This is a genomic window from Pseudogemmobacter sp. TB195, from assembly GCF_058313095.1.
Genome location: NZ_JBZEGG010000012.1, coordinates 27,094 through 48,317, shown reverse-complemented (window position 1 = coordinate 48,317; position 21,224 = coordinate 27,094). Strand labels below are relative to the sequence as shown.

The window sequence follows — 21,224 nt, the reverse complement described above, 5'->3', positions numbered from 1 at the left end:
AAGAAATTTGATCAAATTATTTCCGCCTCGCGACGGCCCGCGCGAAAGCCGCGCGGCGATCTCAGTTCCCCTCGCCGGACCGGCTGCACCAGCCGCGCTCAAAGGCCGCCGCCTCGCCCCAGCCACTCGCATTCAGCGCCTCGGGGTTCAGAGGCGACAGGTTGCGCATCCTGCCATTATCGACCACGCGGCCTGCCAGCGTATCGACCACACATTGCGTCTCTTCGGCCGGACCATCGAAGCCCTGGAAAGAGGCCTCCAGCGCATAGCCGACAATCGTATACTGAAAATCGATAAAACGGATTTCCACGACCTCGCGCCCCTCGCCCTCCTCATCGGCGAATTCGGTGATCACCTGCAGCGTGCTGCCATCCGGGGTCTCGACCACTTCCAGCCGCTGCGAGGTCGCAAAGGCCGCAACGGCGAAATCGGCGACGTCCAGGTCCGGCGCGTCATTGCCATCCGGCACCGCCCCCATTCCATTCCAGATCTTCAGCGCTGCCAGATCGGCCTCGGTCTCCAGCTGCGCGCGGAACCAGAACCCATCGCCCGCTGCACCGGCCCAGTTGCCGGTCACCTCGTTGTCCGCCTGCCGGGCCAGACCGGGAAGCGCCGGGAGCGAAATCCCGACCGCCGCCATCATCGCCAGAACTGTAGCTTGCCGCATTGCCGACCTCCTGAACAGGTAACTGCCAAGCCTTAGGACGGGCCAGGCGGCAAAGCAAAGGTGGAATCCCCCACCTCTGCGGTACAGGTCTGCTTTGGATGACAGGTCAGCGCCCTGCGGTGCACGGGCGCTCACAAGGCAAATGCGCGGACCGGGCAAAGCACAGAACCAAAAGCCTCGCATCATTTGCTTCAGGCGTCTGATCCTGGCCCGGATACTCCCGCCGGAGGCATGCCCGGCCAGCCCCTCAGCCAGCAGCCCGATTATATCCCCGCCTCAGCGCTTGCCGAAGATCGTCCCCAGCACGCCACGCACAACAGCCTGGCCGCTCTTGCTGCCCAGCTGGCGCGCGAAGCTCTTGGCGAACGCCTCCCCGACCGAATCCGACCGAGAAGAACTGCTCTTTTTCTTCGGAGCCTCCTCTGTCGTCCTGGAGGGCGCCTCATAGCGACGCGAAGAATTCTCACCGCCATAGCGCTTGCCACGGCTGAACGCTTCGCCCTCAGCGCTGCCCTCCACCGCCTCTTCCGAACGTGACGCTTCCACCGCCGCCTTCCCGGCGCGCGCGCGCAGAATCTCAAATGCGCTTTCGCGGTCAATCTCGGTGTCGTATTTCCCGGCCAGCGGCGAGGCGGCAAAAGCCGCCGCCCTTGCGCTTTCCTCCGCCGGCCCAAGCCGGCTGAAGGGCGGGCGGACCAGGGTACGCTCGGCCATGCCCGGCACGCCTTTGGCCTCCAGCAGTGAGGTCACCGCCTCGCCGGTGCCAACCTCGCGGATCGCCTCTTCGATCGGAAAGCGCGGATTGGCGCGATAGGTGCGTGCGGCCCGCGCCAGATCGGTCTGGTCCTTGGCGGTGAAGGTGCGCAGCGCATGCTGCACCCGGTTGCCCAGCTGGCCCAGCACAGTATCGGGCACATCGGCCGGATTTTGCGTGATGAAATAGACGCCGACGCCCTTTGACCGGATCAGCCGCGCCACCTGTTCAATCCGCGAAATCAGTGCCTTAGGCGCGTCATTGAACAGAAGATGCGCCTCGTCAAAGAAAAAGACGAGCTTGGGCTTATCCGGGTCACCCACCTCCGGCAGCGCCTCGAACAGCTCGGACAAAAGCCACAGAAGAAAGGTCGCATAAAGCCGCGTGCTGTTGATCAGCTTATCCGCGACAAGGATCGAGATCCGCCCCGTCCCGCCGGGATCCACGGTCATGAGATCCGCGAGCTCCAGCGCCGGCTCTCCAAAGAGATGGGTCGCCCCCTCGTTTTCCAGCATCAGAAGCCGGCGCTGGATCGCGCCCACCGATTGCGATGAGACCAGGCCGTAAGTTGAAGAGATCCCGGCGGAATTCTCCGCGATAAAGGTCAGAAGCGCACGCAGATCCTTCATATCGAGAAGCGCGAGTTTCTCGTCATCGGCCAGTCGGAAGGCGACATTCATCACGCCTTCCTGCACCTCGGTCAGCTCCAGCAGCCTCGACAATAGCAAGGGCCCCATCTCGGCGACGGTGGTACGCACCGGATGGCCGCGCTGGCCAAAGAGATCCCAGAACAGCACCGGGAAAGCCCGATAGGCCAGATCAAGGCCGATGGTTTCGGCCCGGGCCGCAAAGGCTGCATGGGTCTTTGCCGCCGGATCGCCCGGCTGGCAGATCCCCGAAAGATCGCCCTTGATATCCGACAGGAACACCGGCACGCCCGCCGCCGCAAAACCCTCGGCCAGCACCTGGAGCGTCACCGTCTTGCCGGTCCCGGTTGCCCCTGCGATCAGCCCGTGCCGGTTGCCGTATTTCAGCAGCAGCTCCTGCGCGACACCATAGCCCTCACCGCCGCCGCCCAGGAAAATCCGGTCCTGCGCTGCGGCTGCTGTGGCTGGATCAATCTGTGCTGTCACCGGGTCAACTCCTGTCTTGGGCCTGCTATCCGGGCAGGCGACGGGGGCCATGCCGTTTCGGATCGTTCGTTTCGGATCTGCCGTTTCCGACCTCTCATTGCGGCATGGACCTTACCCTGTTCCGCAGTCAAAACCAGCCTCGTTCTCGCCGGGCCGGATGCCGGCAGGACGCCGGCCGGATATCTCGCGGCGCGCACTCGCAAGGCAGGTTCTCCGCCCCGGCTTCGCCCGCGCAGAACCGAGCCGGCAATGGCACAAAATCACAGAAATCCTGACCAAATGGTTAGATTTTTTTCTCTGTCTCTGGCCGCCCGATGTAACAGATTTCCTGTTGACGCAGTGCAGAAAGCTGCTTAGCGTCCCTTTACGTGAAGTCGGCCAGTCCGACAGGGAGCAAAAAATATAAGCGTAAGGGGCCCGCCCCGCAGCGCATGCAAAGGGCCGGTAATTCCGGCCCTTTGTTTTTTTTTGCGCCCGCCCATTTCCCGGCACAGGTCGGCATTCAGCCGGGTGACCATCGCCCCTGTTCCAGTCCATCTGTGCCAGTCCTGCTGCGGAGGTCACCACCATATCCAGGGTTGCAGCCGCTTTTGCCGGCACACTGTCCGGCAATAACCCGCCGCCGGTCGCGCAAATGAGACCTGACACTGCGATTTCAGCGTGATATTCAGCCTGCGGCAGCCAGGCAAATTTCCACCGGCTACAGTCACCGTTCAAAGGACATGACTATATGTTGAACCCGCGTATCTCGCTTCTCGCTCTTGCACTTGCATTCGGCAGCCCCCTTGCCGCTATCGCACAGGACACGACTGAGGCACCCGCTGAAACCGCCGCAGAAACCACCGCTCCGGCAGAATCCGGCGCGGCAGCCGGGCAACCGGCCGCAGGCGGCGATCTGTCGATGGGCTCCGAGATCGGCGGTCAGAGCGCGATCTACACCGCATCGACCCATGAGAAATGGGAGCTGCGCTGCGAACGCGTCGGCCTCGAAGCCGATCCCTGCCAGCTTTACCAGCTGCTGAAGGATGCGGATGGTTCGCCGGTGGCCGAACTGGCGATCTTCTCGCTGCCCGCAGGCGCCCCCGGCCCGGCGGTTGCCGGCGCGAACTTCATCGCTCCGCTGGAAACCCTGCTGACCGAAGGGATGCAGCTGACGGTCGATACCGCAAAGCCGCGCGCCTATCCGTTCACCGTCTGCACCCAGATCGGATGCGTGGCGCGGATCGGTTTCACCGCCGAAGAAATCGCCGGCTTTAAAAAGGGCGCAACCGCGAAATTCGCGATTTCGCCTTTCGTGGCCCCGGATCAGAAAGTCAGCCTTGACGTGTCGCTGAAAGGTTTCACTTCGGGCTATGACGCGATGGTCGCCGCCAATGTGAAAGCCGATGCGGCCGCCGCAGCTGCCGCAGCGGCTGCCCCGGCTCCGGCTGCCGCCGAGTAAGGAGCTTAGCGGGCCGCGCGCAGTGCAAGCACCGCGTTCAGCCCGCCAAAGGCAAAGGAATTCGACAGCGCCGCGCCCGTCCGGGCGCGGCGTGATTCATTCGGGACATGGTCAAGGTCACAATCGGGATCGGCGCGGTCCAGGCCCAGCGTCGGTGCGATCACGCCCTGGTCCAGCGCCATCAGGCAGGCAATCAGTTCCAGTGCCCCTGTCGCGCCAATCGCGTGACCATGCGCCGCCTTGGTTGACGAAACCATAAGCCCCGTTGCCGCCCCGAACACCTCACGGATCGCCGCGACCTCATTGCGGTCATTGACCCGGGTGCCGGTGCCATGGGCGTTGATATAGCCGATCTCCTCGGGGGCAAGGCCGGCCTCTGCCAATGCGGCCCGCATCGCGCCCGCCGCACCGCGGACCGAGGGCACCACGATATCGCCCGCATCCGCCGTCATGCCAAACCCGGAAATCTCGGCCATTACCTTCGCGCCGCGCGCCCGGGCGCGGGTCTCGTCTTCCAGCACAAAGACCGCTGCGCCCTCGCCCATCACCATGCCATTGCGGCTGGCGGAAAACGGGCGGCACCCGTCAGGTGACAGCACCCTGAGCCCCTCCCAGGCCTTGATGCCGCTGAAACACAGCATCGCCTCGGCGCCCCCCGCCAGCATTGCGGGTGCATACCCGTCGCGGATCAGGCGGAAGGCCTGGCCAATCGCATGGTTCGAACTGGAACAGGCCGAAGATACTGCGAATGTTGGCCCGGTCAGCCCGTGCCGCATCCCGATATGCGAGGCGGCGGCGTTCATCATCAGGCGCGGCACCGTCAGCGGCGGCACCCGGTTCCGGCCACCCTCGAACACCGCACGGTAATTTTCTTCCCAGGTATGGATGCCGCCGGAGGCCGAACCGATCAGCACCCCCGCCCCATCGGTCGCGCCAGGCCCCGCCATGGCCAGCGCCTCCTCTGCCGCAGCAAGCGCGTAGCGGGTAAAGGGGTCGTAAAGTGACTGTTCCTGCGGGGTCAGGCCCCGATCCCAGCCCCAGCCCCAGCCCCGGATCTGCGCGCCGATGCGGATGGTCAACCGGTCGGCATCGCGAAATTCCAGGGGCCCGATGCCCGAGCGCCCTGCCGCCAGCGCCGCATAAGTGCCAGGAAGATCATGGGCCAGCGCATTCACCGTTCCTGCGCCGGTGATGACCACCCGCCTCATACGCGCCCGACCGGTCTTTGCGCCGCGATCAGCGCCTCGATGCCGCGAATGATGCCGCCGATATCCGAGACATCCAGATCCTCCGGTCCGGACTGATCGGGGTCATTCGGGTTGAAAGGAACCGAGATGTCGAACCTCTCCTCGATGGCGAAAATCGCCTCCACAAGGCCCAGACTGTCAAGGCCCAGATCCTCGGGCCGGTCGGTTTCGCTTATGCCGGCAGGATCGGCCAGTGCCTGGGCGGCGAGGATCGCGATCACCTGGCGCCCTGTCTCGCTGCGGCTCATCAGGGTGATCCTCAGTCTTCCGTCCCGGCATCGGTGCCGGAGGTCAGTTTTTCCAGCGCGGCGACCCGCGTGGCAAGGCGCGGCAGACGGCGGAGATATTTCTGGATCTCGACATGGGTTTCCATCTTCACCGCCGGATACCCCAAAAGCACCCGCCCCGCCGGCGCATTGGTGAAAATCTTGGTGCCGCCACCGCAGATCACATCATCACCGACGAAGATATTGTCGCTCACGCCAACCTGCCCGGCCAGCACCACGCGGCTGCCGATCTTTGACGAGCCGGCAATACCGACCTGGCCGCAGATCAGACTGTCCTCGCCGATCTGCACATTATGGCCGACATGAACGAGGTTATCGAGCTTGGTGCCGCGCCCGATGCTGGTGTCGCGGATGGTGCCGCGGTCGATGCAGGTATTTGCGCCGATCTCGACATCATCGCCGATGGTCACGGCGCCCAGCGAATGAATGCGCGTCCAGCTTTGCGCCAGGATCTGGTCGCGCTGGCCGAGCGTCTCGCGGATCTCTTCGACGCCGGATTTCTCGGGCGTGACGAAGGAGAACCCGTCCGAGCCGATCACCGCGCCGGGCTGGCAGATAAACCGAGCGCCAATGGAGACGCGTGCGCCGATCTTTGCGCCTTGCAGGATCATCGCATCTTCGCCGATCCGCGCGCCTTCGGCGATCGAGACATGGCTTGCGATCCGGGCCCTGGCGCCCAGGACCACATCGCGCCCGATCACCACGAAGGGGCCTATCGCCGCACCCTCGCCGATCTGTGCCGTCTCATGAACAACTGCCATCGGGTGGATGCCCGGCGCGATCTCCGGCCCCGGATCCATCAGATGCGTGAGCCCCGCCATCGCCAGCCGCCCGCGCGGCGCAAAAATCGCGGCCTCAAGCCCCATCGCGCGCCAGTCTGCCCCCGGCCAGACCACGGCCGCGCGCGCCCGGCCCTCAGAGATCCGGCCCGCATAACGCGGGTCCATTGCTAAGGCGAGGCTTTGCGGCCCCGCGGCCTGCGGCTCGGAGGCCTCAGAGACGCGGATCGTCAGATCGCCTTCGGCCACCGCGTCAAGTGCGGCTGCAATCTCGCCAATACTATGCTCAGCCATCGCAAATCCCTCCGGAACCCGAAGCGACAGTTACTGCGAAACCGTCCGCGCGACCACCCCTTCGGCGCTGAGCGCCGACCAGAGCTTGGCGTCGCGGCCGTAAACGTCACTCCTATAGCCCATCACGCCATGCCCCTGCGGATAGGCCGTGAAATAGACCAGATGGATCGGCACTTTTTTCTCAAGCTTTACAGGCGTTTCCCGACCACCCTTGAGAGTCTGGTTAAACTCGCTTTCGATTTCCGGCGCCTGGTTGCGGAACAGGGCATGGGCAAAATCAAAAGGATCGGCGAGCCGGATACAGCCATGGCTATAAGCCCGCTTATCATGGGCAAACAGAGATTTTGCAGGCGTATCATGCAGATAGATGTTGTACTTATTCGGGAACATGAACTTGACCTTGCCAAGCGCATTATTGTCGCCCGGCGGCTGGCGCATGCCAAAGGGGAAGCTGCGCGCGGTATAGCCCGCGAAATTCACCGATCCACGCGGCACGACGCGGCCATTCCTGTCCACGATCTGCATATGGCTGACCGCATTCGGGTTCGAGCGCAAAAGCGGCAGATATTCCCCCACGATGATCGAGCGCGGCACCCCCCAGGACGGGTTCACCACCATATGATCCATCATATCCGAGAATTCCGGCGTGCGGCGGTCCATCTCCTCGCGCCCGATCACCGAACGCGTGCGGAAGGTCACCCGCCCGTCATCAATGATCTCGGCCGAGAAATCCGTCAGGTTGACCCAGATCATCCGCCCCGCGCGGTCGATATCCATCCACCGCTCGCGTTCCATCGCGACAAGCACGGATTTCATGCGGTCTTCGGGCTCTTTGTTGATCTCGGCCAGGGTATCGCCCCCGGCCACGCCATCAGCGGGCAGACCATGCGCCCGCTGGAAATTCATCACCGCATTTTGCACCATGCGGTCATAAACCGCAGTCGGTGTGGGCGAGAGCCAGCCCATGGCGATCAGCCGGTCGCGCAGGATCACCACACGCTCGCCGGTCGCACCCGGCTCCAGCGCGCCGGCGGGCACCTGCGGCCCCCAGCCTCCCGAAGCGCTCAGCTCCTCAAGGTCAAAACGCGTCTTCATCAGCTGCACATAGGCGTCGGAATCGGGCAGCAGCCGACGCGCCACCGTGGCAGGGTCGCGCGTCGCAATCGCACGCAGCAATGCATAGGAATCGGGCCGGGTGATCTCGCGCACGATGGTGGAATCGATTTTGGCCGGATCCAGCGCGCCCGAACTGACATCCCGGGCCCAGTCAAGCCAGGCGCGTGTCATCTTGACTTCAAGCCGGCCCAGATCTCCCTCGGTCCTGGCCGAGGCCAGCGCGGCGCGGATCCCGGCCAGATCATAGCGCGCGACCGGCAACCCGTGATCCCCGGCGGTCTCAAGCGCGGCGATCAGCGCCTGGCGGCGGGCCGCATCCTCAGGCCCGGTCCAGAGCGTGTCATAGGAGGTGTCGCGATACCAGGCCGCGACCTCTTCATCTTCCGCCGCAGCAACAGCGAGAGATTGTGAAAATGCCGTGGACTTTGCTGCAACTGACTGCCCTGCCGAAACGAGCCCGACAGCCAGCACAAACCCAAGCGCCACCGAAGAAAGAAGGCCTCGCACCCCCGTTTTCAGACCAGGACCGGGGAGGGAAATCGGCATCTGCAACCTCGTAAACATGCGAAAAGCTTCGGCTTCAGCTAGATTCAGTGATTTGGACACCATGTCCATTCACAATCCTGTCCATCGGGCACCATATTGCGCTCCCCCGACAGGCCCGGGCCGGTTTTTCGATCATAGTTGCAGCAGGGCCACGCTGACCACCAGTCAGGAATTCAGCGATTTTTTGCTTATCGGCGGTTGAGTGGGGAACCAAAGGCAATCTTTGCTTGGGCTTCGAATCATGATGTGCCATACAGACCATGCATCCGGAAGGGCGCAGGCAAATGCGCCAGCCGAAGGTGAACGTGCAGGAGAAGCTGCCGCTCAGGCAGTCGACAAGACTAATCTACGGGACAGGCTATGACTGAAAACACATCGAACCTTATCTCGCGTCGCGGGCTGTTGGGCGTGTTCGCGGCTACGGCTGTGGTTGCCGCGCCAACTTATTCCAATGCTTTTGGCGTGCTGAAAGGTGCAGGCGATATCCGCCGCATCCGGATGTATTCGGGCCGTACAGGCGAAAGCATCGATACGATCTACTGGATCGAAGGCAAATACATTCCGGAAGTGTTGAAGGAAATCAATCACTTCATGCGCGACTGGCGCACGGGCGACGTCAAGCAGATGGATCCGCGCAATGTCGATATCATGGCTGCGGCACATCGGCTGATGGATGTGAGCGAATCTTACATGCTGCTCTCTGGCTTTCGCAGCGCAAAGACCAATGCGATGCTGCGCTCGCAATCGGGCGGGGTGGCCAAGAACTCGCTGCATCTCGTAGGTCAGGCTGCCGATCTGCGGCTGAAGTCACGCTCGGTGAACCAGATGGCACGTGCGGCTGCGGCCTGTGCAGCTGGCGGTGTCGGTCGCTATTCGCGCTCGGACTTTGTCCATATGGATTGCGGCGCGGTCCGCAGCTGGGGCGCCTGAGAAAAACCTCTGAGACCAGAGATCAAGTCCGGTTTTCAGACGACCCGGTTTCGACACCGCTTTGAACAAGGCACCCCGCGCGGGTGCCTTTTCGGTTCTGGGGTCCGACCGCGAACCAACTTCGCATACAATGGCATACCGATTGATTTCCGCTGCCATGCTGCGCTACAGCAATCCCCGAGAACTTGCAGGAGGCACGCATGGCTGCGACCCGAACTGAGACCCGTACCGAGACCGACAGCTTTGGCCCGCTGGACGTCCCCGCGGATAAATACTGGGGCGCCCAGACGCAGCGCTCGATCATCAATTTCCCGATTGGCTGGGAAAAGCAGCCGGTGCCGATCATCCGCGCCCTCGGCGTGATCAAGAAGGCGGCGGCGACGGTCAATGCGGCCCAGGGCGATCTGTCCGCCGATCTGGTCGGCGCCATCGCGCAAGCCGCGCAGGAAGTGATCGACGGAAGGTTCGACGACAATTTCCCGCTGGTGGTCTGGCAGACAGGATCGGGCACCCAGTCGAATATGAACGCGAATGAGGTGATCTCGAACCGCGCGATCGAGATCCTCGGCGGCGTGTTGGGCTCGAAAAAGCCGGTTCACCCGAATGACCATGTGAATATGGGCCAGTCGTCAAATGACACTTTCCCGACCGCGATGCATGTCGCGATCGGGATGCATACGCGCGATGTGCTCTTGCCAGGGCTCGAGAAGCTCGCCAAAGCGCTCTGGGCAAAATCGGCTGAGTTCAAAGACATCATTAAGATCGGCCGCACCCATACCCAGGATGCAACGCCGCTGACCCTGGGGCAGGAATTCTCGGGCTATGCGACCCAGGTGGATCGCGGGATCGAGCGCGTCAACCTTGCCCTGCCGCATATCTACGAACTGGCCCAGGGCGGCACCGCTGTCGGCACCGGGCTGAACACCCGCAAGGGCTATGATGTCGCTGTGGCCGCCGAAATCGCGAAGATCACCTCCCTGCCCTTCGTCACCGCCCCGAACAAATTCGAGGCGCTGGCTGCCCATGACGCCATGGTCTTCTTCTCGGGCGCGCTGAAAACGGTGGCGGCGTCGCTTTACAAGATCGCAAGCGATCTGCGGCTGCTGGGTTCAGGCCCGCGTTCGGGGCTGGGCGAGCTTATTCTGCCGGAGAATGAGCCGGGATCCTCGATCATGCCGGGCAAGGTCAACCCGACCCAGGCCGAGGCGCTGACCATGGTCTGCGCCCATGTCATGGGCAATGACGCGGCGGTGACCTTTGCCGGCAGCCAGGGCCATTTCGAGCTCAACGTCTATAACCCGATGATGAGCTATAATGTGCTGCAGTCGATCCAGCTTCTGGGCGACGCGGCAAGCTCCTTCACCGATAACATGGTGGTCGGGACCCAGGCGAATATTCCCCGGATCGAAAAGCTGATGAAGGAATCGCTGATGCTGGTGACGGCGCTGGCGCCCACCATCGGCTATGACAATGCAACGAAAGTGGCCAAGACCGCGCATAAGAACGGCACGACCCTGCGCGAAGAGGCGATTGCACTGGGCTTTGTCGATGGCGAGACTTTCGACCGCATCGTGCGTCCGGAAGATATGATCGGTCCGAAAGACTGATGGCAGACCTCGTCAACCTGAACCGCGTCCGTAAGGATCGGGCGCGCCGCGAAAAGCGGGCGCAGGCTGACACCAATGCCGCGAAATTCGGTCGCAGCCTGTCAGAGCGCGCGGCTGAACTGGCGCGGGGGGAGAAATCCACCCGCGAACTCGATCAGCACCGGCGAGATCCAAATCCCCAGGCGGATCCGGCAGCCGGATCAGATCCCGATCAGGATTAACCCCCGTTTAACCCGGATCAGTGCAGCCTCCGGCAGGAGGTACACCATGATCGATTCCTCAGATCATCTGAGCCGAGAGACCTGGACCCTGCATCTCTTTTCATCCCAGGCCGCCCGCAGCGGCGGCGTGATCCGCCGCAAGGTCCGCGATATTGAACGCTTTGCCGGGCGCGCCTGGTTCCTGTCGGAAATGAAAAGACGTGGCTTCCCGGTGGTGGAAAACGCCGGGCAATTCGTGATCTTTTGCAACAGCGAACCGCTCCGCCGCATCGTCTGAAACGATTTCTGTCCAGAAATCGTGCCGGAGTTTCGCAAAACTCCGGCTGGCGCCCCTGCCCGGCGCTTGCTAGCCTTAGACATGGCTGGTCCGGAAAAACACTCACTCACGCTGCGCGGCCACCGCACCAGTGTCACGCTGGAGCCGGAATTCTGGCAGGCTTTCCTGGAAATTGCATATGCCAGGCCCTGCTCTGTCAACGCCCTGGCGTCTGAAATCGACGAAACACGGCGCCCGGAGGAAGGTCTCGCCTCGGCGATCCGCGTCTATTGTCTGCAGCATTTCCAGAAGCCCTGGACCTGACATGCCTGTCGCGCGTTATCCGCGAATTCCGGGCTTCGCTTTCGATTGAATCCTTTCCCGATCCTGCCTGCGACGAGGAGGGTGTTGTACGGAAGTTGCTGACCTGCGGCTTCTGCCGCTCAGACCCGCATGGCTGGGGGAGCGAACACCCGAATGTCAGGCCAGACGACATGCCCGGCCATGAATATTGCCGCGAGGTCATCGAAGCGGCCCGCTGGCACACTGGAAAGCCGGGGATCGGGTCTTCGCGCCCTTCATCCTCGCCTGTGGGTTCTTGTCCGGAAAGCCGCTGGCGTATCGAACCTTTGGCCTCCTGCTCATGCTACAAGGGAGAAAGTGGCGATGAGTATGTCCATCGACGACAGCATCAGGCCGTTTGACAACGACGCGTAAGACTACGCTGGCAACTGAGGTCCCTCAGGGCAAGAATAGGGTGGCTATGCGCGGATCGGACAAAACGACGGGATCTCTGTTCAGCGACGTCGACCCCGAGGAGCGCATCCCGCCACGGCAACCGCAGCGCAAGAGCCGGGCCGTCGTCAACGATGCGCTGCGCTCGGCTGGATGCCGAGTTCGGCCGGCTCTGTGGAAGCGAGGGTCGCCCCGCAGTCACGCCGGACCGACTGATCCGGGTCAGACTGCTGCAGATCCTCTGCCCAACACGGTCCGGGTCTCAGCTCATGGAGCAAATGGATTGCAACCAGCTATTTCACTGGTCCCTGGGCATCGGGATCGACGACGCTGTCCGGCTCCCGGGCATGTTCCCTAAGAACCGAAACCAGACCAGAGAGCCGCCAGGCAGGACGTGTTCGATTACATCGGGATGTTATGCAAACGGAAGCATGCGAAGAACGGGAAGCTGTCGCCAGGCGGGTTCGAACGGCAGCAGAAGATGAGACACGACGGCGTCCAGGAGGCCCGGGGCTGTTCAAGACTGTCCCCTGGAGCCAAGGCCCGGTTCAACGCCACCAGCAGCACCGCAGCCAAAAACATCATTGCTCTGGGCGGCGGCGCCCATGTCAGTGTCGGCGCGCTAAGGATCGAGGCCACGACCAATAACTCACTGCGGCACGCCTTCCTTGCGCTGCCGGTCCCTTGCGCGGCTGATCGAAACCGGCCGCATCGATGCCCCCCGGTTCATGGCGCGCGAGACGTACTCGGCGACGCGTTGTCCCAGCTCGCCGCCTCCACCGCGCCTCACCCCAGCCGGGCAAGCGCCCCCGCCAGATCGCCATATCCGGTAAATCGACGCTCATAGACCAGGCCCAGCCGCGCTGCACAATCCTGCGCCTTCGCATCCAGCGCCGGGTCATCGGTCTGGGCCTGGTAGACCAGCTTTTCATAATTCCCGAAGATCATATCGCGCAGCTCCGGATGCCGGTCGAGCCCCATCGGCTTCCACACGAAAGCATCAAATTGCCGCACGAGAAAATCGGTGAGATAAAAGGCGGTAAACTCTTCCTCCGACCGCGCCGCAAAACTCTCATTGCCCTCGAAAAACGAATAGCAATGCGGGCCTGCCACCATCTCGACGCCCAGCTCGGCACAGCGCGCGGCGAGCTGGCCGCCCGTGCCGCAATCAGCATAAACCACGAAAATCCGGGAATAGCTGTCCCGCGAGGCAAGGACCGCAGCTTCGACCGCCGCGGTGATCTTATCGGGCCAGAGATGCAGATTGGCGGGCAGACATTGCAGATCGAGATGGGTCCAGCCATTGGCGCGTTTCAGATCAAGGATCTCGCGCGCCAGCGCGCCGCAGGCGATCAACAGGATCCGCCCCTCGCCCTGGCTCGCCACCCCGCCTGGGACGACAACCTCTTCTGAAGGCAGGTTCGGCCTTTCCATCACAGGCCTCCGATTTTCAGGATCACCGGACACGATATGGCCGGCCTGAGCGTCAGGCTCCGACCGTCACCGGGTTTCAGTGCCACCGCTTCATGCCAAGGGCGAGGCTCCCGAGCATCGCCACCAGGGCAATCGCCGGCAACGGCACACCAAGGCTCAGCGCCAGCGAAAGCGTCAGACCAGCAGCAAGGATCACCAGGGCAATCAGCCCGAGAAAGGACGTCAATGGCATTTTCACAACCCTCCACCTGCTAAATCTGGGGTCGCAGACGGGCCTGCGCAAGCCCGAAAGCAAATCAGGCTCCGGATTGCGCCGGAGCCTGTTAATGTTCGGGGAAGTCTCAGGCGCTCAGCTGATTGTGCCGCCGCGCGACCAGCTGTTTCGCGGTCTCGACCGCCACTGCTGCGTCGCGGCAATAGGCATCCGCACCGATCGCCCTGCCGAATTCCTCATTCAGCGGCGCCCCCCCCACGAGCACGATGTAGTCCTCGCGCATGCCTTTTTCCTTCAGCGTGTCAATCACCACCTTCATATAGGGCATGGTGGTGGTCAGAAGCGCCGACATCCCAAGGATATCAGGCGTTTCCGTACCAAGCGCCTCGAGATATTTTTCCACTGAGTTGTTGATGCCCAGATCCACAACCTCGAAGCCGGCGCCTTCCATCATCATCGCGACAAGGTTCTTGCCGATGTCGTGGATGTCACCTTTGACGGTGCCGATCACCATCTTGCCCATGCGCGGCGCGCCGGTTTCCGCCAGCAGTGGCTTGAGGATGGTCATCCCCGACTTCATCGCATTCGCGGACAAAAGCACTTCAGGCACAAACAGGATGCCGTCACGAAAATCATCGCCGACGATCTTCATGCCGGCCACCAGCGCCCGGGTGAGCACGTCATAAGGCGTCCAGCCGCGGTCCAACAGGATGCGCGTCCCCTCTTCGATCTCGTCCTTCAGCCCGTCATAGAGGTCGTCATGCATCTGCAGGACCAGCTCGTCATCGGGAAGTTCCGAGAGGATGATTTCGTCGTCATCGGCCATGGGGCGCTCCAGCGGAGAGAGTTCGTTCCTCTCTCAATGGGCTGAAAACGACACTTCCACTCAGATGTTTGCGACACTAGCGAAGAGAAAGCCGACTTCCGCACGTTTCCCCCTTTTCTTCACCCGTACATGTTCTATTTTTGTTCCAGAATTTTCAGGGAATCCCACCGTGCCAGCGCCCCGCCCTTCCAGCCCTGTGACCACACCGCTGCCCGGTCTTTTGCCGGGGCAACGCGTCAGGGCACGTGGTGCCGGTCTCAACGAGGCCGGCCGTTATGAGCCGCATCAGCGCGAGGCGCTGTCCGACGGCTGGGATATGGTCGAAGATGACGCGCTGGTGCAGACGGAAATCAGCCGCGAAGTGCCGAAATCGGCGATCAGCCGCAATGCCTCGCCCGACCTGCCCTTTGACCGCTCGGTCAATCCCTGGCGCGGGTGCGAACATGGCTGCGTCTATTGTTTCGCGCGGCCGACCCATGCCTATCTCAACCTTTCGCCGGGGCTGGATTTCGAGACAAAGCTCGTCGCGAAACCGGGGATCGGCCAGGTGCTGGACCGTGAACTTCGCGCCAGAAGCTACAAGGTCGCGCCGATCGCGCTTGGCACCAATACCGATCCCTGGCAGCCGGGCGAGGCGCAGTACCGGGTGACACGTGAGGTGGTCGAGGTGCTGTCGGCCTTTCGCCACCCTCTGGCGATCACCACCCGCGGCACGCTGATCGAGCGCGATATCGACCTTCTCGCCCCGATGGCGGCGGAGGGTCTCGTCCGGGTGGGCATCTCGATTACCACGCTGGATCAGTCGCTTGCGCGCAAGATGGAGCCCCGCGCGCCGGCGCCTGCCCGCAGATTACAGATCATCCGGCGGCTGAGGGAGGCCGGCATCCCGGTGCGGCTGATGCTGGCGCCGGTCATCCCTGGCCTGACCGATCATGAGATCGAGCCACTGCTGGACGCCGCAAAGGAGGCCGGCGCGACCAGCGCCAGCTGGATCTCGCTCCGGCTGACGCAGGAGGTGGCGGGGCTGTTTCGCGACTGGCTGGAACGGGCCGAGCCCGGGCGCGCGACCAAGGTGCTGAACAGGGTGCGCGAGATGCATGGCGGCAAAGATTATGACGCCACATTCGGCAAAAGGATGAAGGGCGAAGGCCTCTGGTCGCGGCTGATTGCCGACCGCTTCCGCCGCGCGGCGGCAAAACTGGGCCTGGACGCGCCGCAGCCGGCGCTGCGCTGTGATCTTTTCCGGGTGCCCTTTGCCAGAGGCGACCAGCTCGGCCTGTTCTGATCCGGCGGGCCAGAAGACCGGTTTCTGCACAGAAACCGGACAAATTTCTTTTAAGAAATTTGCCTTGCGCCTCAGGGCAGCGGGTCGCGCAAGGCGAGCAGGCGCAAGGCGGCATAACGGGCAAAATCGCGGCTGACCACTTTGCGCCGGGCGGGCGCCAGCGGTGTCTCATCAGACATGCGGATGATCTCGCCCCCGAACGCGTCAGCGAGGATCAGGCCGTCGTTTTCGGGCAGGATCTCTTGCGGGAAATCAGGTCCGACCGCCCAGAAAAAACGGTCGCACCAGGCGGTATAGCCCTGCCATTTGCGATCCGCCCGAAAATCCGCGCGGCAGGATTTGCATTCGACGATCCAGACCTCGCCCTTTGGCCCGATCGCCATCACATCCGCGCGCAGCTTGCCAGCCAGCGGCATTTCCGCAACCGGTGCAAATCCGTGGCTGCACAAAAGCCGCGCAACCCCGCGCGCGATGCGCTGACCCGCCTGCAGGGGCAAGAGATCAGGGGCGACTTCGGGGATTTCAGCCAGGGTCAGGCGATGCATCAGGTTGTCCATCGCTCCAACATGAACAAACAGTAAACATTTGTCCAGTCTTCCGGCCTGCCGCAAGCAATACCCGAACCGGGCCAGCGGCGGACTTGCACTACTGCCCCCGCAGCCCTAGATATGAAAGCGGCGGGTGCTGCTCTTCGCGTGAGGGGTCCATAACCCAGTGGCCGATAAGCATATGAATGGGGGCTGGCTCTGCCCGGATCCTGGTCCGGATACCTGGTTCCCACCTGAGACCTCTGGCTCTCGGGATATCGAGACCACCCACGGCCGCTGCGGGCCCGCCACCTCTTCCCGCCCCAGCTGGCACGCCTCAGCCAAAGAAAAGCCCGCCAGCGGTGACGCGGCGGGCTTCTTAAGCTGATGGCTGACGGATCAGCGGCGCGGCTGGCGCTTTTGCTGTTCAGCCCGCGCCTCGATCCGGATTGGGATCATCTGCTGACGCAGGCCGCCGCGCGGCGTGTCATCCTGTTCGGCCAGCATCATGACGCGGATTGCAAATTGCACGCCCGAAAAGAGAACGCCGAAAAACATCACCAGCATCGCGACAGCCACCCAACCCATCGTGCCTGCCCCGCCAATCAGCGCACCTACGGCCGCGACATTGGTCCAGAGCATGGCGGCGACGAACCCTGCGGACAATCCAAACCCGATGGCGACGGATTGAATATAGAGGCGGACGAGCTTCGGCATGAGTCGTTTCTCCTGCAGTTTCCAGAAAGCTATGCACCTGCAGCGTCTATGTGAAGACCCGGATACAGTAATTGCGCAAAAGCGTGACAGCTTGCCGCTACGTCACCCGAACAGGTCAGACCGCGATCCGGGTAAAGCCGTCGCGCAGCGCATTGGACCAGGCCTCGCTCATGGCGCGGAAGCCTTCATCCCCGGCTTCGATCCGGCGCCGCGACGTGACTTGCAGCGCGTCTTTTTCGATCACTGCCAGATCGAGCGGCATTCCCACCGAAAGGTTCGAGCGCAGGGTTGAATCCATCGACAGCAACACCGCCTTCTGTGCGTCCTGCAACCCGGTTTCCGGCCGGACCACCCGGTCCAGGATCGGTTTGCCGTATTTATGTTCGCCGATCTGGAGGAAGGGCGTGTCATCGGTGGCTTCGATGAAATTCCCCTCGGGATAGATCAGGAACATGCGCATACCGCCGCCCTTCCTTTGCCCCGCGACGATCATCGAGGCCGAGGCGCCCTGGCTCATCGAGAGTTTCTCGTCGATCTCACGCCGCACTGCAGCCAGCGTATTCCCCACCAGCTGCGCCACTTTCAGCATGGTCGGCGCCAGGGTGATCGAGGTTTCCGGCGTTGCGATCTCGTCATCCATCGCCTCATGCAGCCGCGCGATGGTGGTCTGAGTAACGGAAAGCGATCCCGCCGTCATGATCACGATCACCCGCTCGCCCGGCACCTCAAAGGTGAACATCTTGCGATAGGTGGAAATATTGTCGAGCCCCGCATTCGTGCGGGTATCGGACAGGCATACCATACCCTGGTTGAGCAGAAGGCCGACACAGTAGGTCATTTCTCACCGGAAAAATTTATTCACCCGCAGGACACTACTGATCAGAAGAAAGGATCGCAACCGTGACATCCATCGCTTCATCGCCTGACTGGCCGCCGCGCGCCACGCCGCGGATGGGGGCAGCATCGCGGGCGTCAAAGCCAGAGGCAAGGCGTATGTAGCGTTCATCCGGGCAGCAGGCATTCGCGGGGTCAAAGCCGATCCAGCCAAGACCCGGCACATGGATCTCGGCCCAGGCATGGGCGGCCTCATGCGCGGCGCCCGATGCGTCGGCGAAAAGATAGCCCGACACATAGCGCGCCGGCAGGTCACGCAGCCGCGCCAGCGCGATCAGCGCATGGGCATGGTCCTGACAGACCCCCTCGCCCAGGGCGAGCGCTTCTGATGCCGAGGTATGGGCATCAGTCACACCAGGATGGTAGGCGATGGCCCCGGTCACCGCAGCCGATAAGCCATGCGCCAGAGCAAGCGGCCCCCCGGCATCCGATACGCCTTCTGCCAGATCCGAGAGCGCCGCCGAAGCGGCGGTCATCGCGGTCTCGCGCTTATAAGCGCAGGGGTTGATCATCTCGCGGTAGCCTTTCAGCATACCGGCAGTGTCAGAGGTCTCTACCAGTCCGCGCACGGTCACTGACAGGTCCGTCAGCGGCCCGGCGATGCTCCAGCCCTGGATGCGGTCGCCGGCGCCATCGGTGAACTCGGCCCCTCTGACCGCCGCCGCATCGCCGCCTTTGACAGAGATCTCCCATGAGATCACCCTCTGGCCCTGAAACACCGAAGGCGTCAGCCGGTGGCTTTGCACAAGGCCCCTGACCGGGCGTTCATAGCTATATCGGGTGATGTGATCGACGCTCAGGCGCATCAGCTGATTTCTCCGCCCAGATAGACCTCATGGATGACAGACCCAAGATCTGCCACGGATCCGATGAACCGCGAGAGGTATTCGTGCAGGCCTTCATCGAAGATGCGATCAATCGTCTCGCTCTCCAGGTCTGACAGCATGACGCGCACCCGCTCCTGCGCCGCACCGTCTTTGCGGTAGCATTTCGCCAGCCGCGCGAGGTGATTGTCAGCGCCCGCAATACAGGTGATCAGCGCGCGCGGGCTTTGCCGGTTCAGGATCAGGAAATCGGCGATCTTGCCGGCGGTGATCTCGCCCCCATAAGCCCAGTGAAAGGCACGCTGCGCGCCCATCGCGCGCAAAAGTGTCGACCACTGGTAATTGTCGAGCCCCGATCCCACGAAATCCAGTCGCGGCAGCAGCACGTAATATTTCACGTCCAGAAGCCGGGCGGTATTGTCGGCGCGTTCCAGATAATATCCCAGATTCAAGAAGTTATAACCGTCATCGCGCAGAAGATTGGCGTCGATCGCGCCCCTCACCAGCGCCGATTGCCGCGTGACCCAATCGGTCAGCGTGGACTGGTCGAGGGTCGAGCGTTCCAGCCGTTCAAGCTGGCGCAATTCCTGAAAGGCCATGTTCAGCGCATCCCAGACCTGGGCGGTCATGGCGGTGCGCACGATGCGGGCGTTTTCCCGCGCAGCCGTCAGGCAGCTGGCGACGGAGGACGGGTTGTCACGGTCGAAAAACAGCCAGGATTCCAGATTGCGCTGCACCGGGTCGCCATATTTGGCGGTGAAGCCCTCGGCCATGCCGCTGGCCTGCAACAGGCTGTCCCATTCACTGCGATAACCATGTTCCGACGGGATCAGCGAGATGCGGCTGCCCACATCCAGCAGCCGCGCGACCGTATCGGCGCGCTCCATGTAACGTGCGATCCAGTAAAGGTTATTGGCGGTTCTTGAAAGCATGTCCGGTTACTCCGCCAATACCCAGGTGTCCTTGACGCCGCCACCCTGCGACGAGTTCACCACGAGACTGCCCTCGCGCAGAGCCACCCGCGTCAGCCCGCCCTTCACCAGTTCAATCCGCTCTCCGACAAGGCAATAGGGGCGCAGATCGACATGGCGCGGGGCCACGCCCTCGTCGACAAAGGTCGGCACGGTTGACAGTGCCAGCGTCGGCTGTGCGATGTAATTTGACGGATTGGCGATCAACTGGGCGCGGAAGGCCTTGATCTCGGCCTTGCTGGCCGTTGGACCAACCAGCATCCCATAGCCGCCCGAGCCATGCACCTCCTTCACGACCAGCTCGGAAAGGTTGTCGAGCACATATTTCAGATCGTCGCGCTCTGCGCATTTCCAGGTGGGAACATTGTTCAGGATAGGCTCTTCGCCCAGATAAAAGCGGATCATCTCGGGCACATAGGTATAGATCGCCTTGTCATCGGCGACCCCTGCCCCCGGCGCCGAACAGATCGACACCCCACCCGCGCGATAGACATCCATCAGACCCGGCACGCCCAGCATCGAATCCGGGCGGAAACACAGCGGATCGAGGAAGGCATCATCGATCCGGCGATAGATCACATCGACGCGTTTCGGGCCTTCGGTCGTGCGGGCATAGACGAATTCGCCATCAACAAAGAGGTCCTGGCCCTCGACCAGTTCGACCCCCATCAGATCGGCCAGGAAGGAATGTTCATAATAGGCCGAGTTGAAATGCCCCGGCGTCAGGATCACCACCTTGGGGTCACCCTGGCATTTCGCAGGCGCCACCGAGGCCAGCGTCCGGCGCAGGATTTCCGCATAGGAATCAATCGGCTCGATTCGGTTTTCGCGGAAAAGACCCGGGAACATCCGCATCATGATCTCGCGGTTTTCCAGCATATAGGAGACGCCCGAGGGCGTGCGGCAATTGTCTTCCAGCACGAAAAACTCTTCCGGCCCGGTGCGCACAAGATCGATGCCGACGATATGGGAATAGACGCCTTTGGGCGGCACAAAGCCCACGGCAGCCTTCTCATAGGCGGCATTCTGATAGACGAGGTTTGCCGGCACCCGGCCCGCGCGGATGATCTCGCCCCGCCCGTAAACATCGACCAGAAACATGTTCAGCGCTTTTGCGCGTTGTTTCACGCCACGATCCAGCCTGGCCCATTCGGCGCCGGAAAACACGCGCGGAAACATGTCGAAAGGGATCAGCCGGTCCGGGTCGCCGCCCTCACCATAGACCGCGAAAGTGATGCCGATGCGGCGAAACAGCGCCTCCGCCTCGGCCTGTTTCAGGCTCCGGAGTTCTTTCGGCATGGTCGCCAGCCATTCTTCGAGCCTCGCATAGGGGGCGCGGGTGCCCCCGCCGGATCCGTTCATCTCGTCGAAGAATACGCCCATATCTGGCTCCACTCGCTTAATGGCCCTTTCAGTCAAGCGCGCCGTTTCCGCATCGTAAAGGCCTGACCGGGTCAAAACTGCACGAATGACTGACTGCAACAGATGCAACCGCTCAAAAAAAGGGCATTGCTGTCGC

22 protein-coding genes and 1 pseudogene are annotated in these 21,224 nt (G+C 62.5%); 8 read left to right on the top strand and 15 right to left on the bottom strand.

Annotation, left to right across the window (positions count from 1 at the left end; genetic code table 11):
• Positions 1-61 precede the first annotated feature (61 nt).
• Both AC4FS3_RS13530 and AC4FS3_RS13525 read right to left on the bottom strand, forming a co-directional pair.
• Entirely contained in the window at positions 62-667 is a 606-nt protein-coding gene (locus AC4FS3_RS13530) for a hypothetical protein (protein WP_491021009.1), read from the bottom strand.
• A 276-nt stretch (positions 668-943) separates the two neighbouring features.
• Positions 944-2,554, bottom strand: coding sequence for a helicase HerA-like domain-containing protein (locus AC4FS3_RS13525; RefSeq protein WP_491021008.1), 1,611 nt, complete (start codon positions 2,552-2,554; stop codon positions 944-946).
• 730 nt (positions 2,555-3,284) lie between these two features.
• Here AC4FS3_RS13525 and AC4FS3_RS13520 point away from each other — a divergent pair.
• A complete protein-coding gene (locus AC4FS3_RS13520; RefSeq protein ID WP_491021007.1) occupies positions 3,285-3,995 on the top strand; it encodes an invasion associated locus B family protein in 711 nt (236 codons plus the stop codon).
• Between the two features lie 5 nt (positions 3,996-4,000).
• On the opposite strand, the gene AC4FS3_RS13515 is transcribed toward AC4FS3_RS13520, so the two are convergent.
• From AC4FS3_RS13515 to AC4FS3_RS13500, 4 genes are read right to left on the bottom strand one after another with little or no spacing between them, the layout of a single operon-like run.
• Positions 4,001-5,203 carry a beta-ketoacyl-[acyl-carrier-protein] synthase family protein gene (locus tag AC4FS3_RS13515; RefSeq protein ID WP_491021006.1) on the bottom strand — a complete coding sequence of 401 codons (1,203 nt, stop codon included), beginning with the start codon at positions 5,201-5,203 and terminating at the stop codon, positions 4,001-4,003.
• Positions 5,200-5,490 (bottom strand): acyl carrier protein, encoded by a 291-nt coding sequence (locus tag AC4FS3_RS13510; protein ID WP_491021005.1) that lies wholly within the window; start codon positions 5,488-5,490, stop codon positions 5,200-5,202. The genes AC4FS3_RS13515 and AC4FS3_RS13510 overlap by 4 nt, the downstream gene beginning before the upstream one ends.
• Before the next feature lie 11 nt (positions 5,491-5,501).
• Positions 5,502-6,602: a UDP-3-O-(3-hydroxymyristoyl)glucosamine N-acyltransferase gene (locus AC4FS3_RS13505; RefSeq protein WP_491021004.1), complete on the bottom strand. Its 1,101-nt coding sequence runs from the start codon at positions 6,600-6,602 to the stop codon at positions 5,502-5,504.
• 30 nt (positions 6,603-6,632) lie between these two features.
• Positions 6,633-8,264, bottom strand: a complete 1,632-nt coding sequence (locus AC4FS3_RS13500) for a L,D-transpeptidase family protein (RefSeq protein ID WP_491021003.1) — start codon at positions 8,262-8,264, stop codon at positions 6,633-6,635.
• 360 nt (positions 8,265-8,624) lie between these two features.
• Here AC4FS3_RS13500 and mepK point away from each other — a divergent pair, with 360 nt between their 5' ends.
• From mepK to AC4FS3_RS13470, 6 genes and pseudogenes are all read left to right on the top strand, one after another.
• On the top strand, positions 8,625-9,194 hold the full coding sequence (gene mepK, locus AC4FS3_RS13495; RefSeq protein ID WP_092897246.1) for a peptidoglycan L,D-endopeptidase MepK: 570 nt from the start codon (positions 8,625-8,627) through the stop codon (positions 9,192-9,194).
• Positions 9,195-9,394: 200 nt separating this feature from the next.
• Positions 9,395-10,801: a class II fumarate hydratase gene (gene fumC, locus AC4FS3_RS13490; protein WP_283177770.1), complete on the top strand. Its 1,407-nt coding sequence runs from the start codon at positions 9,395-9,397 to the stop codon at positions 10,799-10,801.
• Positions 10,801-11,022 carry a DUF4169 family protein gene (locus AC4FS3_RS13485; RefSeq protein ID WP_283177769.1) on the top strand — a complete coding sequence of 74 codons (222 nt, stop codon included), beginning with the start codon at positions 10,801-10,803 and terminating at the stop codon, positions 11,020-11,022. Before fumC ends, AC4FS3_RS13485 begins: the two co-directional genes overlap by 1 nt.
• Positions 11,023-11,068: 46 nt before the next feature.
• Positions 11,069-11,299 (top strand): N-(5'-phosphoribosyl)anthranilate isomerase, encoded by a 231-nt coding sequence (locus AC4FS3_RS13480; RefSeq protein ID WP_283177768.1) that lies wholly within the window; start codon positions 11,069-11,071, stop codon positions 11,297-11,299.
• An 81-nt stretch (positions 11,300-11,380) separates the two neighbouring features.
• Positions 11,381-11,602, top strand: a complete 222-nt coding sequence (locus tag AC4FS3_RS13475) for a ribbon-helix-helix domain-containing protein (protein WP_283177767.1) — start codon at positions 11,381-11,383, stop codon at positions 11,600-11,602.
• Between the two features lie 439 nt (positions 11,603-12,041).
• Positions 12,042-12,384 (top strand): annotated as a pseudogene (locus AC4FS3_RS13470) (transposase); the annotation flags it as partial.
• A gap of 415 nt (positions 12,385-12,799) precedes the next feature.
• Here AC4FS3_RS13470 and AC4FS3_RS13465 read toward each other — a convergent pair.
• From AC4FS3_RS13465 to AC4FS3_RS13455, 3 genes are all read right to left on the bottom strand, one after another.
• Entirely contained in the window at positions 12,800-13,447 is a 648-nt protein-coding gene (locus tag AC4FS3_RS13465; RefSeq protein WP_491021002.1) for a DUF1638 domain-containing protein, read from the bottom strand.
• Positions 13,448-13,523: 76 nt separating this feature from the next.
• Entirely contained in the window at positions 13,524-13,679 is a 156-nt protein-coding gene (locus tag AC4FS3_RS13460) for a hypothetical protein (RefSeq protein WP_283177765.1), read from the bottom strand.
• Positions 13,680-13,788: 109 nt separating this feature from the next.
• The gene (locus AC4FS3_RS13455) at positions 13,789-14,487 is read right to left on the bottom strand and encodes a corrinoid protein (RefSeq protein ID WP_491021001.1); all 699 of its coding nucleotides are present in this window, start codon (positions 14,485-14,487) and stop codon (positions 13,789-13,791) included.
• A gap of 196 nt (positions 14,488-14,683) precedes the next feature.
• On the opposite strand from AC4FS3_RS13455, the gene AC4FS3_RS13450 reads away from it, so the two are divergent.
• A complete protein-coding gene (locus AC4FS3_RS13450) occupies positions 14,684-15,772 on the top strand; it encodes a PA0069 family radical SAM protein (protein ID WP_491021104.1) in 1,089 nt (362 codons plus the stop codon).
• Between the two features lie 71 nt (positions 15,773-15,843).
• Here the strand turns inward: AC4FS3_RS13450 and AC4FS3_RS13445 are convergent, their stop codons facing one another.
• The 6 genes from AC4FS3_RS13445 to AC4FS3_RS13420 form a co-directional block, all read right to left on the bottom strand.
• Entirely contained in the window at positions 15,844-16,317 is a 474-nt protein-coding gene (locus AC4FS3_RS13445; protein ID WP_283177764.1) for an MmcB family DNA repair protein, read from the bottom strand.
• Positions 16,318-16,698: 381 nt separating this feature from the next.
• Positions 16,699-17,016 (bottom strand): hypothetical protein, encoded by a 318-nt coding sequence (locus AC4FS3_RS13440; RefSeq protein ID WP_491021000.1) that lies wholly within the window; start codon positions 17,014-17,016, stop codon positions 16,699-16,701.
• Positions 17,017-17,131: 115 nt separating this feature from the next.
• Positions 17,132-17,854 carry a proteasome-type protease gene (locus tag AC4FS3_RS13435; RefSeq protein WP_283177762.1) on the bottom strand — a complete coding sequence of 241 codons (723 nt, stop codon included), beginning with the start codon at positions 17,852-17,854 and terminating at the stop codon, positions 17,132-17,134.
• Between the two features lie 34 nt (positions 17,855-17,888).
• Positions 17,889-18,716, bottom strand: coding sequence for a transglutaminase family protein (locus AC4FS3_RS13430; RefSeq protein ID WP_491020999.1), 828 nt, complete (start codon positions 18,714-18,716; stop codon positions 17,889-17,891).
• Positions 18,716-19,666 (bottom strand): alpha-E domain-containing protein, encoded by a 951-nt coding sequence (locus AC4FS3_RS13425; protein WP_491020998.1) that lies wholly within the window; start codon positions 19,664-19,666, stop codon positions 18,716-18,718. Before AC4FS3_RS13425 ends, AC4FS3_RS13430 begins: the two co-directional genes overlap by 1 nt.
• Before the next feature lie 6 nt (positions 19,667-19,672).
• A complete protein-coding gene (locus tag AC4FS3_RS13420; protein ID WP_283177759.1) occupies positions 19,673-21,088 on the bottom strand; it encodes a circularly permuted type 2 ATP-grasp protein in 1,416 nt (471 codons plus the stop codon).
• Between the last annotated feature and the right edge of the window lie 136 nt (positions 21,089-21,224).